The organism is Peribacillus sp. Bi134 (assembly GCF_918698065.1).
GTDB lineage: Bacteria > Bacillota > Bacilli > Bacillales > DSM-1321 > Peribacillus.
The window spans coordinates 501,857-514,829 of the sequence record NZ_CAKKLN010000002.1; the positions used below are offsets into that span (position 1 = coordinate 501,857).

Here is a 12,973-nt window from a genome sequence, read left to right on the forward strand (position 1 = left end):
CACTACTCCTTTAAAACCGCTTTGTTATAGATTTCGGGATTCATTAATGAATCTACAGCTTGCGTTATGAATGGGTATATTGATTCTGTTCCTACTCCGAATAAAACGGAAATGATGACAAGGAGTACGGCAGGAACCAGCATTTTATTTACCGTTTTATTAGTTAAGGCATAATCAGCTTTTGGAGTTCCCCAAAAGCCATTCATGAATATTTTCATGACGGAATATAGGACCATCAAGCTCGAAAGCAAGACAACGGCCATTCCTAAGTAGGCCCCATTTTCTGCTGCTCCTTGAAGAATCAGGAGCTTGCCGGCAAAACCGCTGAACGGCGGAATTCCCGCCAATGATATGGCAGCTATGAAGAAGGTCCATGCGACGGCCGGGTATTGCTTGATCAGGCCGCCCATGTTCCGTAGATCATCCGATCCGCTGATTTTGATCATGATGCCAACCAGAAGGAAGAGTGCAGCCTTGATCAGCATGTCATGAATGATATATAGAATGGATCCCGATAAAGCCTGTTCATTCATTACGGAGATGCCGAATAGGATAACCCCGACTGCGATGATGATATTGTAAATGATGATTTTTTTTACATCCCAATAGGCTACCGCACCAATGACACCGATGATGATGGTCAAGATAGCAAGTATCGCAAGGAAAGTATGGGTGAAATCCTGGTCATGATAAAACATGAGTGTATAGGTCCTGAAAATGGAATAGATCCCGACCTTTGTCAGCAATGCCCCGAAAAGGGCCATCACTGGAATGGGCGGAGCATAATAGGAACCTGGAAGCCATTGGAAGAGCGGGAAAATGGCTCCCTTCAAACCGAATACGATCAGAAACCCAATCGCTATCACCGAGATGATACCAGGCTGGTTGACTTCCGCTATCCTCTGGCTGATGTCAGCCATGTTCAATGTGCCTAGAACTGAATAAAGATACGCCACCATAATGACGAAAAAGGAAGAGGATAGTACATTGACGATGATATACTTCAATGATTCCCTCAGCTGGATTTTCGTACCTCCCAGTACCAGCAGCACGTAGGAAGCCATCAGCATGACTTCGAAAAATACGAATAGATTGAAAAGATCCCCCGTTAGGAAGGCACCGTTCACTCCAATCAGTAAAAATTGAAATACAGGATAATAATAATGTCTTTCACGTTCTTCCCCTATGGAGTAAAACGAGTAAAGCAGTATTGCAAATCCAATGACATTCGTGGTCAGTACGAGCAGCGAAGAAAGAATATCTGCGACGATCACGATCCCGAATGGCGCATCCCAGCTGCCGACACCTAAAGTCAGGATCCCTTGAGTATGGACCGTAAATACTAGATATAGGGAAATCACAATCCCGATAAGAGAGGAAGTAAGGGATATCCCTCTTTGCAGCTTGATTTTTTTGGCAAAGAAAATGAGAAGGATGCCTGTGAAAAGCGGCCATAAAACAGGCAGGAAAGTAAGATTATTCATTCGCTTCCGTACCTCTCATTTCTTCCATGTCATCCGTACCGAGTTCCTGGTAGGTCCGATAAGCAAGTACCAGCAGAAATGATGTGACTCCGAAACTGATGACGATCGCCGTCAAGATAAGCGCTTGCGGAAGCGGGTCGACATAGGATGCAGCTTCATCACTTAGCAATGGAACGGAACCGCCTTTCAAACCGCCCATCGTCAAAATCAAAAGGTGGGCGCCGTGACTTAGAAGCCCTGTACCGATAATGATTCTTAATATGCTTTTGGAAAGCATTAAATAGGTCGCACACATAAATAGTATTCCAATGACAATGGCCATTAAAAGTTCCATTATTCACTCTCCCCTATCGTTTGAATAATGGTCATCGTTACACCAACAACCACAAGATAAACACCTAGATCAAAAAGTACCGCGGTATGAAGCGAGATATGCCCAAGAAGCGGTAAATCAACATAATGATAAACATGTGTCATGAGGGGCACCCCGAACACCAGCCCGCCGGCCACGGTCAGGCTTGATATGAACAAGCCTGACCCGATCATTAATTTATAGTCAATCGGCAAGATGCCGGTGACGGTTTTAATATCGAAAGCGAGCAACAGCAGGACTATGGCGGCTGAAGTCATTAAACCGCCGACAAACCCGCCACCTGGCGAATAATGCCCGCCTAAAAAGATGGCCACCGCAAACAGCAAGATAACAAAGGCGGCGACTTTCGTAACCGTTTGGAGAATCAGGTCATTTTGCTTCATGATTTATCTTTCCCCCCTGTCAAACGCAATTTGATCATCGCGAATATTCCGAGCGCAGCGATGGAAAGGACACTGATTTCAAACATCGTATCAAGTCCGCGGAAGTCAACGAGAATGACATTTACGACGTTTTTCCCGCCTGCTTCCTTATAAGCATTTTCAAGATAGTAACTGGAGATGGAATCAAATAGTTTATTGCTATGTGCCGATAAGGCAATCAATGTCACGATGACTCCTACACCAATGGATATCAGGGCATTATTCAACTTGAATGTCATCCGTTCTTCCTTCCTGCTTGCCATTAACGGAAGGTGGAAGAAACAGAGCAAAAACAGCGATACCGAAATCGTTTCGATGACTAGTTGAGTCAAGGCTAAATCCGGTGCCCGCAGCAAAACGAAAAATAGGGAAATCGTATAACCGACGGCTCCTAAGACGATAATGGAAGTTAAACGGGATTTTGCAAACAGAATGGCGATCGAGCCAATCACGATGATCGCAGCTAATATCAATTCATATATGCCGATCGGGGCAAAATTCCCTGTATCCAATTTAAATGCATCCTTCCGATAGAGCGAAAAGCCCAAGGAAAGAATGAAGAAAAGGAAGATTGAAAGCAGATAAGTCCGAATCGAACCTGTCATTAACACTTTCATGACGATGGAAGCTGAGCGTTCGAGCCCTCTAACCCCGTTATCATACAACGCATTCAGGGATATACGTTCAGGAATCCACTGGGTGATCTTTTGCCACTTCGGAAGCGTTTTGTATAAAAGGATTCCAACTGCTATGATGCCGATGGTCATCCATACTTCAGGTTGGAATCCATGCCAGAAGGCGATATGGACTTGGAAGTCCGGTCCCGCCAAGCTTGGCTGTATGCCGGCTACCGCAGGTTTAATGATTGATGAAGATAGCAAGTTTGGAAAAATACCGAAAACGATGACCAACGAAGCAAGGATGATCGGGGATATCAGCATCCCGATCGGCGCCTCGTGGGGCTTCTTGTCCAATAGTTGTAACTGAAGTTTGCCTGTAAAGGGTTTGAGCACGACGATCATGCTATAAATAAAAGTGAATACACTGGCTACCCATGCCACCACAGGGAACAGGACCCCCCATGTCTCCATATTGAAGATATTCAATTCCAATACATTCACCATGCTGGCCAAGAACATTTCCTTGCTTAAAAAACCATTGAAGGGCGGAAGTCCAGCCATTGAAAAAGCACCTATGACAGCGACGGTGAAAGTGATCGGCATCAACTGCATCAATCCGCCTAGCTTTCTGATATCACGTGTACCGGTTTCATGATCAATGATGCCTGCAACCATGAAAAGGCTGCCTTTGAAGGTCGCATGATTAATCAAGTGGAATACTGCTGCAACAGTAGCTGCCAAGTATATATTTTCCCCTAAAGATTCATAGTGAAGGGCCGCCGCACCAAGTCCCAAAAGCGACATGATCAATCCGAGCTGACTGATGGTGGAAAAAGCGAGAATCCCCTTTAAATCAGTCTGCTTGATAGCAGAGAATGAACCCCAGAACAGGGTGATCAATCCGGCGATCGAAACGAGCCAGAACCATAATCCTGATTCTGCAAAAACAGGGCTTAATCGGGCAACCAAATAAATTCCGGCCTTGACCATTGTGGCGGAATGAAGGTAAGCACTGACCGGTGTCGGGGCTTCCATAGCGTCAGGAAGCCAGATATGGAAAGGAAACTGTGCGGATTTAGTGAACGCGCCTAGCAGCACAAGCAAAAGTGCAGGAACGAAGAGCGAGTGGTCCATAAGTTCCCCGCTTTGGGCAATCAATTCACGTATGCTGAATGTGTTCCCCATAACGGAAAGGAGAATGATGCCACCAAGCATGCTTAAGCCTCCAAGCACAGTGATCAGCAGGGATTTCTGCGCTCCATAACGTGAACGCTCCCTTTCATTCCAATATCCTATCAATAGAAAAGATGATAAACTCGTGAATTCCCAAAACGAATAAAGGACAATTAGGTTATCGGATAGGACGACACCAAGCATTGCTCCCATGAAAAGTAAAAGGAAGACGTAAAATTGGTTCAGCTTTTCTTTCTCTTTCGATAAATAGAAAATTGAATACAGAACGACGAGTGAACCTATACCTGTAATGAGCAAGGCGAACAAAAGCCCTAGTCCATCTACATAGAAATCAACATGAATTCCGAGAGAAGGAATCCATGTTGCCCTTTCCATAATGATATCCCCTTGTTTGGTCAAGGAAATGAACCTTGAAAAATAGGTGAAAAGGAGAATCGGTAAAATCAAAACAAACCATCCTGTATGTATTTGTCGAAATAGTTTGTACAATATCGGTACAATAAGTGCTAATAGAAACGGTGATAATACCGCCCAATGAAGTAAAGACATAAACTCCCCCCTTTTTTAAAACGAAGTCAGTCGTCTTATTATGCTTTTTTCGCGCAATCCTAGACGTTAGGAAATCTTCGTTGAATATGTATTTTATTATCGAATGCTTGTCTCGCTTAAAAGTATAACGCAATTTATGTGGGTTTGCATGGCATTAAAAACGGTGAAGGCCAACTTGAATGATGTTTTATATATAGGTAGAAAAGGAGGGGAAACCGTCCTGAAAAATTTATTGAAAAAAGTTTTTCCAGGGTGAATTAGTAGAGTATTCATTGTGAAATGATGGATTATCTTGCATAATATAGGATAAAAGACGCGTGGATGGAGAAATCATGAAAAACACATATTTACTTAGCTATTTACCAATCATTTCAATTCTACTATTCAGCCTCTCCTTTTCTATTTATGGGGAAATGCAAATGCTCTCTTTATTTGGGAATTTGGGAATCTACCAAGGGATGCTGGAGTTTTTTTCTGAAACCGGCATTAAGCTGGCGCTGCTGATCGTATTGCTCTTATTATTCTTTATGGTTTTTGCCACATTGAAGCTGATCTCAGATACGATATTGGAGCTGTCTTTATTATTCTTTTCCAAGGATTCTGAAGGTAAAGCCCTGAACAGTGTAAGAAAGGGGTCTGTCATATATGTGATTGGCGGTGCCTGTTCATTGTTCAGTGTTCAATTCATCATCGGGCTTTGGTCCATCTTTATCGCAACGAATGTCGTTGCATTAATTTATTTTGTCAATAAGTTAAGCTCGAGCCTGAACTTGTCGAGGTTAGTGGGATTGGTTTTCTTTCCAATCTTCGTTTGGACGGCACTGATTTCAATAGTCACTTATGCAGGGTTGAAGCTTTATAACAGCGTCATTGCAAGCCTTCCCATATAGCCATAAAAAAGAAGGTGCCATTGCGGCACCTTCTTTTTTCACTCGGCAGTCTGGCTGATATCTTTCCAAATCAATACATGGGGTGTATGTGAATAAATTGATTGTAGATTGGATGGCTTGTCCCTTCCAATCCAAACCCCCGTTGTATAGTTTGCTGTCAGGCCGACAAACCAAATGTCTTTCACATCATTGGTCGTACCGGTTTTACCGCCGACATATTCTGTAGGAAAGTAGGCTTTGCGGGCTGTCCCGGAAATGATCGTTTCATGGAGCAGCTGCCGCATCTTGGCTACGGTGCTTTGGCTCCAAATCTCCTTGGGGCGGTCTTTCCATTTATAAAGGACTTTACCTTCTTGATCGGTGACTTTAATAATGGCGCGGGCCGGCTGATAGTTTCCGTCATTGAAGGAAGTATAGGCATTTGTCAGTTCAAGGGGACTCATGCCATATTCGAATCCGCCTATGGCCGAACTCGTATGGTGGTCTTTTTTGCTCACCTTTTTAAATTCGAAAGCATCGAGGTACTTGAAACTCGTTTCCACCCCCGTCTTTTCAAAAATTCTTATGGCGGGTGTATTATAGGACTGAGCGAAGGCAGTTCTTAGTGTGACCATCCCGTAGCTGTCACCGCTATAATTCTTTGGACAATAGCTATTGCTGCAATAGCTTGCACCGCTAACTAGCTGATTGATGTCAGCATCCGTTTCCTCCAAATAGGGAGCATAATCGAGAAGCGGCTTAATGGCTGATCCTGGCTGCCTATAGCTTTGGTATGCACGGTTGAAAGAATTTTTTTTATAATCTTTTCCCCCAATCAAAGAGACAAGCTCGTGCGTATGATGCTGTATAACCACTAAAGCTCCCTCGATATCATTGACACCGATTTTTGATTGTAAGGCAGTCTTTGACTGTGATTGCAGCTTGGTATCGAGTGCGGTATGGATGGTTACACCGGAATTCAAAAGCTTTTTGACCTTTTTATCCAGCTCAGCTTCCGCTTTCTTACGGATGGCGACTTCAGGGCTTTGCAGAGATTTATCAAGACCCTCGGAGGATGCCACCAGGTTTTTCAATTCCTGATGAACATATGCCACATAATCGGGATATAAGTCGACCGGGGTGGACAAGTCTAATTTAATCGTACTTTTGATAAGCTTCTCGTACTCGGCCTGCTCTAAATCACCTTCGGCCACCATTTGTTTCAGTAATCTTTCCTGGCGCTTTTTCGTCTCATCGAAATGTTTAAGAGGGTTATAGTTTTCCGGATTATTAGGGATTGCGGCCAGGAAGGCAAGTTCCGCCTTGGATAACTCTTCAGTCGCTTTACTGAAATAATATTGGGAAGCAGCTTCGATTCCATAAGCTCCATTACTGAAATATATGGCATTCAAATACAGCTCCATGATTTCCGGTTTTGATTTTTTTCGCTCTATCTGATAGGCGTAAATGAGTTCACTGAGTTTTCGGTTATACGTCCTATCATGTGAAAGATAAACATTCCTGGCCAGTTGCTGGGTAATGGTACTGCCGCCTTGTTCGATTGTTTTATTTTGCGAATTGATAAGAAGCGCCCTGCTTATGCCGGATAGGTCAACGCCTGCATGATCATAAAATTTCTGATCCTCTGTAACGATGAATAGATTTTCCAGGAATAGGGGGATGTCTTCAAGTTTAAGGTAAGTCCGTTTCTCACCAGTGGAAATTTCACTGATGACCTTTCCATTTGCGGCCTTTATGTAACTATCCTGAGCCAGTTCTATCGATTCAATGGGAATTCGCTCGTCGAGTACATGATAGGGAGATTGCGCTAAGGACCACTCCTGATAGGAAAGGAAAATGAAAAGGATCAAGACGGGAATCAAGAGGGAAATCGTGATATAACCAAGATACGTGCGCATAGTTCAACTTCCTAACTAATATATTTTTAGTATGTCCTAGGATTGAAGGAATGAAAAAATGGTACTTTTGATTCATTCATCCATCATAATCCAAATAAGGTAGACAATAAAGAGTTTTGGATAAATTAGGTATGACGGCAATAGCTATCCAGATGGTGTGTTACGAAAAACTTTCTAAATCTTCTGTTATAATAGTCTATGAGAAAAAAACCATTTTTTGTTTATATGTTGATGTCACGAATATGAAGGGGGTCATAAAAATGGAGGAACAACAGCAATATGTATTCATTGATTTTGAATTTACGATGCCGGAAGGAAAAGCCAATCCAGTAGGGTTTTATCCGGAAATCATTGAGGTGGGCTTAGTCACCGTCATTAATGAGACCATTCAGGAACAATTCTCATCTTTTGTTAACCCAATGAAATTTCCAGTTTTAACGGGAAGATGCAAAAAGTTCTTGAACATTACCCAGGATCAGGTGGACCAGGGGATTTCATTTGAAGAGCTGGTTAATTTATTGAAGAAAATAGATGAGCAGCACCCGACGACGATTGTTACCTGGGGAAATATGGACATGAAGGTACTTCGCCAGAACTGTCAGAAAGCAGGATTGGATTTCCCTTTTTCAGGGAAACAAAGTGATCTTTGCCTGGAGTATAAACGCTTTTTCGGTGATCAAAATCAAACCGGGCTTTGGAAAGCTGTACAGGCCTATGGCAAAGAAGGGACAGGCAAGCATCACCGGGCGCTGGATGATGCGATTACGACATATAATATCTTTAAGTTAGTGGAGAAAGATAAAAGTTATATGAAAAATCATGAACCGACGACAATTGGCGATCGCATTGATTTATCAAAAGTATTGAATCATTTAGCGTTATAAAAGCCAAATCATATACTACTGATTTGGCTTTTATCATGCTTTATTTAAAATAATCCGTCTCTAGATCTTCAAGCAACTGTAAGCTTTTATCATTCCACTCTGTTTGGACTTCGCTTAAAGTGCCTTTCATTTTCTCAACAGCTTCTCTTAAGGATTCCTTATACTCAGGAATCTCCTCATTAAAGTTCCTGACCATATTCTTTGGTACATTGGTTTGCTCCCGGTAAGCTAGAGCACGCCGCTGATGGAACATGGACACTTCCGTTTGCTTCGGGTTATGAAGATCTCCCTGCATGGGATGCTTCAAGACAGCCAACACTTTAACAAGATATGCAGCAGGTCTGATATCGGTGACTTCCCCGATGTATTTTCCAGTTTTATATATGGCGGTAACCTTATCGCCGATTTTAAAATCCTGTTCTGACATTTCCCTACCACCTTTCTTTTAACTTCCTTCATGATACATAAGAACGACGATTTTTCACAGCGAATTTGTTCAATTTCGTAAAGATGCTTTTTTTATGAAAATCGTGTAAAGTGTACAAATGAAGATGAAAAATGGTGTTTCATGCCATTTAATTTTAAAAAGAAAGAGGTTATGAACAATGACAAACTTTCCACAATTAACAAGTGAAGTTTTGGAAAATGAAAAAGCGGTCATCATGCAAACGACGATGGGCGATATTAAAATTAAACTATTCCCTGAACTGGCTCCGAAGACAGTGGAGAATTTCTTGACACATGCTGAAAACGGTTATTACGAAGGAATCATCTTTCACCGTGTCATCAAGGATTTCATGCTACAAGGCGGAGATCCGACAGGCACTGGAATGGGTGGAGAAAGTATCTGGGGAACTCCATTTGAGGACGAGTTCTCCATGCAATTATTCAATTTGCGCGGAGCTCTTTCCATGGCAAATGCAGGCCCGGGAACAAACGGCAGCCAATTCTTCGTCGTACAAGCCCAGCATGTAGACAGCAGGATGGGTGAGCAAATGAAGCAAGCCGGTTATCCGGAAGAAATCATCAGTGCTTATATGGAGCAAGGCGGCACACCATGGCTGGATCATAAACACTCTGTCTTTGGACAAGTGGTCGAAGGCATGGACGTTGTTGATACGATTGCTAACGTGGAGACAGTTGCGGGAGACAAGCCTGCAGTGGACGTGGTCATAAAAGGGATCACCATTTTATAAATAAAAGAGAAGCGAGGGGCTCAGTGCCTCTCTTTTTTTTCGGGGTTTAGTGGATTAAGCCCACTAGTGGATTGTTCTGGTAATTGATATAATGGGATAATGCAGTTTAATTCCCTATCAGGAAGGATGTATCGGATGGATTTTCTCAATCATGCTTTACTAGGTTTGTTTCTTTACTTTCCGGAAGACAAGACTGAATATATCTCAGCTGGTATAACTTGCTTCATTTTTTTAGTGGCAGCCGTTTTTACGATGAGGGCAATTATAAGATATTCAAAGAAGGAAGAAATGAAAACGAAGCAATTCGAAGATGAGGTCACCAAAAGGAACCAGCGTTTAAAGGATGATACCATCTCTTGAACCCGGAAGATGCCGTGCATCACTAGGGTGCCCCGTTTTTTGAATATTGATTATCTGAATATGAATGGTATTATGTTTTGTTAGAAGGGCGTAAAGAATTAAATGTTCCCTTATCAGCATAAGCATTTTATACTATAAGCATAGAGAGAAATTTTGGGGGCGTAATTGGTTATGCAAATCGTAGCTAAAAGAATGATTGCGGCAGATACGGTCAAGGATTTTTTCATTCAGCACTGGGAGACGACCCAAGTCGTTTTTTCAAGAGGCTTGTTTCATTATGCGGAACTTGAGGGCTTTGGGGTAATGGACGAGAATGAAAAAATCACGGGGTTGGGAACTTACAAATTATCCGACCATGTATGTCAGATCATCTCTTTGAACAGTGAGCATGAGAATCAAGGTGTTGGCTCATCATTGCTTTATGTGATGGAAAATATCGCTAAGGAAAAAAATTGCCATACTATTAAAGCGATTACAACGAACGATAATTTAAAGGCATTGAAGTTTTTTCAAAAGCGTGGTTATGTCATATCGGAAGTCGTTAAAAATGCCGTGGAAGAATCACGGAAAATCAAGCCGGAGATTCCATTTTACAGTTTTGATGGAATTCCGATCCGAGACGAGATAATACTGGAGAAATACTTATAAAAAGGTGTAATTCACCTGGATATTGATAGGGGGAATAGGGATGTTCAAGAAAATGGCGGCAGATGCCCTTGGTCTTAGTGATATTGGAAGTGTGATTAGTCCTGCTGATTATGACAAGGTAGATGCAGATGACTATATCATGCATGAAGATGGGGAAAAAATTTATTTCCTGATTAAATCAAAAACGGATGAGTACTGTTTCACTAATCAAGCGTTCATACATTTGGACGGCACTAGTGCGATAAGCAAAAAGCGTACACTTACAAGATATAGCTACAGCCAGTATACTATATCAAATGCCACGCTTGAAACCGCAGGGACCGTGGATTTGGATGCGGAAATTAAATTTTCGATCGGTGCAAAGACTTTCTCCATTGATGTTCATAAGAAATTCATAGAAGAATTAAAGGACTTGTTCAAATCACTCGTGAAAATATCGGAAATTTGCCATGAGAATGAGTTTGCCCTTCAATATGCCCAACAAAGCGTAAACCTTGCTTCTTCCACTTTGAACCAGGTTCGCACTGATGGAAGCCAAATGGCTGCAAGCTTCAAGGAAATTAATTCCGCAGCTTTCGAATGGTTGATGGACAGCCGGAAAAAGTACCATGTGAAAGATTTTGGCTTTGTTTTTGAAAAATATATCAATAATTAAAAAAGAAGGCGAACACAGTATGATGTGTCCGCCTTCTTTTTTTAGTTGTTCAAATCACTCAAGCCAGGGCTATGTTCATTTGGCATATCCGGCATTTCAGGTACCGGGAATCCTTTTGGCGGCTCTGTAACAGCAAGGTTTCCGCCATTTCGGCTCGGTGTTTCCCCTTTGAAAATATCGCCGATTTGAGTTGGATCCAATCTGAAATTGAATTGGGCATTATGGTAGCCTAAATCCACATATTTGCGGCATTCAGGATATTTGTTCAAATCATAATTAGGTACAGGGAAGATTTTCCCCCAGTCGACCCCAAGTGTTTCCAATGCCTTGGCAAATGCATTTTGGTGGGCATTGTCGCGAACCATTAAAAATGCCAGTGTTTCGCGCATTGTTTTATTGGAACTCATTTCATAAATCCTGGACTTTTGCAGGACACCAGTAGATTCAAGCATGACATTGTTCAAAAGGTTTGCCACAAGATTACCGTGATCATAAACCCATGATCCATTCCATGGATTGCCGCCAGCATCGACAGGTAGGGAGGCTTTTGCTCCGATGATGAAATGGTGAGGGTTTGCGCCGCCTTTGATGACTTCATCCAATGGGGCGCCGTCGGTAGCGACATCTCCAGGCATATCCCCGCCAGCACCATTCAGCAGCTGGTTGATGGTTGATTGGACAAGTTCAACGTGGCTGATTTCTTCCAAGAAAACACCACGGAGTAAATCACGATATTGTTTAGCCTTGCCACGGAAATTGGCGCTTTGGAAAGAATACTGCATCATCGTCCGCATTTCACCGAATTGCCCTCCAAGTGTTTCCTGAAGTACTTTTGCTGCATTCGGATCAGGCTTATCGGGAACGATCATATTGATTAAATCTTCCTTATAGAAATACAAATGGAAGCCCTCCTTGAAATTAAAATTTCTAATTTAGCTTCTGTTATCTGAATTAAATTATTCCTAAGGTAAAAAGTACCTTTATGGAATGGCGGGAAGAGAGAAATACTAGAGGGAAGAACGATTTGAAAGGATGTTGCACATGCTATCCAATCAGCAGCTTAAAGAATTTCAACAGCAATTGCAGCAAACGAAGCAAGAGTTGGAAGAGCGATTAAATGATTCAGGCAACTATGATTTAAGAAGAAGCCTGGAGGATTCGACTGGTGAGTTATCGAGTTACGATAATCATCCCGGAGATGAAGGAACCGAGTTATATGAACGGGAAAAGGATTTGGCCCTTTCCGAGCATGATCGGGATGAAATAAGGGATATTGAAAGGGCGCTTTCTGCCATCAAGACAGGTGATTATGGAAAATGCCAGGTTTGTTCAAAGGAAATACCTCTTGAACGTTTGAACGCCATCCCTACTACGACTTATTGTGTCGAGCATACCCCATCACAGGAAACTTCGGACAATCGGCCGGTCGAAGAGGAAGTTTTGGGACCGCCGTTTGGAAGGTTTGATTTTGACGACCGTCACGAATCGGTTGCGTACGACGCGGAGGATTCTTGGCAGGATGTTGCCAGTTATGGAACATCTGAATCGCCTTCCGATTTTGTAAATCCGCCAAACGATTATGAAGATATGTATGTGGAGTCCGAGGAAAATGTCGGCTATGTCGAAAATTATGAAAATTTCGTTGGTGTGGATATATACGGTAAAGAGATAACGGTTTATCCGAACTCGCAATATGAAGAATTGAAGGAAGAACTATTTGAAGAAAATATCCAAACCTCATTTGGGGATTTGCCCCGATATGAGCATGATCCTTATGTGGATGAAGAAAAAGATTGAAAA

The 12,973-nt window shown here is 42.3% G+C and carries 14 protein-coding genes; 7 read left to right on the forward strand and 7 right to left on the reverse strand.

Features of this window, described 5'->3' with window-relative positions:
• Positions 1 to 2: 2 nt before the first annotated feature.
• From LQ188_RS05385 to LQ188_RS05400, 4 genes are read right to left on the reverse strand one after another with little or no spacing between them, the layout of a single operon-like run.
• Positions 3 to 1,484, reverse strand: a complete 1,482-nt coding sequence (locus LQ188_RS05385) for a Na+/H+ antiporter subunit D (protein ID WP_101223617.1) — start codon at positions 1,482 to 1,484, stop codon at positions 3 to 5.
• Entirely contained in the window at positions 1,477 to 1,818 is a 342-nt protein-coding gene (locus tag LQ188_RS05390) for a Na(+)/H(+) antiporter subunit C (RefSeq protein ID WP_076368129.1), read from the reverse strand. The genes LQ188_RS05385 and LQ188_RS05390 overlap by 8 nt, the downstream gene beginning before the upstream one ends.
• Positions 1,818 to 2,240, reverse strand: coding sequence for a Na(+)/H(+) antiporter subunit B (locus tag LQ188_RS05395; RefSeq protein WP_098371445.1), 423 nt, complete (start codon positions 2,238 to 2,240; stop codon positions 1,818 to 1,820). The genes LQ188_RS05390 and LQ188_RS05395 overlap by 1 nt, the downstream gene beginning before the upstream one ends.
• On the reverse strand, positions 2,237 to 4,642 hold the full coding sequence (locus LQ188_RS05400) for a Na+/H+ antiporter subunit A (RefSeq protein ID WP_230176210.1): 2,406 nt from the start codon (positions 4,640 to 4,642) through the stop codon (positions 2,237 to 2,239). The genes LQ188_RS05395 and LQ188_RS05400 overlap by 4 nt, the downstream gene beginning before the upstream one ends.
• Before the next feature lie 332 nt (positions 4,643 to 4,974).
• On the opposite strand from LQ188_RS05400, the gene LQ188_RS05405 reads away from it, so the two are divergent.
• Positions 4,975 to 5,532 (forward strand): DUF5366 family protein, encoded by a 558-nt coding sequence (locus LQ188_RS05405; RefSeq protein WP_230176211.1) that lies wholly within the window; start codon positions 4,975 to 4,977, stop codon positions 5,530 to 5,532.
• Positions 5,533 to 5,570: 38 nt separating this feature from the next.
• Here LQ188_RS05405 and LQ188_RS05410 read toward each other — a convergent pair whose 3' ends face one another.
• On the reverse strand, positions 5,571 to 7,430 hold the full coding sequence (locus LQ188_RS05410; protein ID WP_230176212.1) for a transglycosylase domain-containing protein: 1,860 nt from the start codon (positions 7,428 to 7,430) through the stop codon (positions 5,571 to 5,573).
• A gap of 260 nt (positions 7,431 to 7,690) precedes the next feature.
• Here LQ188_RS05410 and kapD point away from each other — a divergent pair, with 260 nt between their 5' ends.
• Positions 7,691 to 8,314 carry a 3'-5' exonuclease KapD gene (kapD, locus tag LQ188_RS05415; protein WP_101223614.1) on the forward strand — a complete coding sequence of 208 codons (624 nt, stop codon included), beginning with the start codon at positions 7,691 to 7,693 and terminating at the stop codon, positions 8,312 to 8,314.
• A gap of 40 nt (positions 8,315 to 8,354) precedes the next feature.
• Here the strand turns inward: kapD and LQ188_RS05420 are convergent, their stop codons facing one another.
• Positions 8,355 to 8,741, reverse strand: a complete 387-nt coding sequence (locus tag LQ188_RS05420; protein WP_101223613.1) for a kinase-associated lipoprotein B — start codon at positions 8,739 to 8,741, stop codon at positions 8,355 to 8,357.
• 178 nt (positions 8,742 to 8,919) lie between these two features.
• On the opposite strand from LQ188_RS05420, the gene LQ188_RS05425 reads away from it, so the two are divergent.
• The 4 genes from LQ188_RS05425 to LQ188_RS05440 all read left to right on the forward strand — a co-directional run bounded on the left by LQ188_RS05425 (position 8,920) and on the right by LQ188_RS05440 (position 11,173).
• The gene (locus tag LQ188_RS05425) at positions 8,920 to 9,510 is read left to right on the forward strand and encodes a peptidylprolyl isomerase (protein WP_098371439.1); all 591 of its coding nucleotides are present in this window, start codon (positions 8,920 to 8,922) and stop codon (positions 9,508 to 9,510) included.
• 135 nt (positions 9,511 to 9,645) lie between these two features.
• Entirely contained in the window at positions 9,646 to 9,870 is a 225-nt protein-coding gene (locus tag LQ188_RS05430) for a hypothetical protein (protein WP_101223612.1), read from the forward strand.
• Between the two features lie 171 nt (positions 9,871 to 10,041).
• Entirely contained in the window at positions 10,042 to 10,518 is a 477-nt protein-coding gene (locus LQ188_RS05435) for a GNAT family N-acetyltransferase (protein ID WP_101223611.1), read from the forward strand.
• 40 nt (positions 10,519 to 10,558) lie between these two features.
• Entirely contained in the window at positions 10,559 to 11,173 is a 615-nt protein-coding gene (locus LQ188_RS05440; RefSeq protein ID WP_048687662.1) for a PH domain-containing protein, read from the forward strand.
• 41 nt (positions 11,174 to 11,214) lie between these two features.
• Here the strand turns inward: LQ188_RS05440 and LQ188_RS05445 are convergent, their stop codons facing one another.
• The gene (locus LQ188_RS05445; protein WP_230176213.1) at positions 11,215 to 12,072 is read right to left on the reverse strand and encodes a manganese catalase family protein; all 858 of its coding nucleotides are present in this window, start codon (positions 12,070 to 12,072) and stop codon (positions 11,215 to 11,217) included.
• A 142-nt stretch (positions 12,073 to 12,214) separates the two neighbouring features.
• On the opposite strand from LQ188_RS05445, the gene LQ188_RS05450 reads away from it, so the two are divergent.
• Complete coding sequence (locus LQ188_RS05450) at positions 12,215 to 12,970, forward strand: TraR/DksA C4-type zinc finger protein (protein ID WP_101223609.1); 756 nt, start codon at positions 12,215 to 12,217, stop codon at positions 12,968 to 12,970.
• Positions 12,971 to 12,973 lie beyond the last annotated feature (3 nt).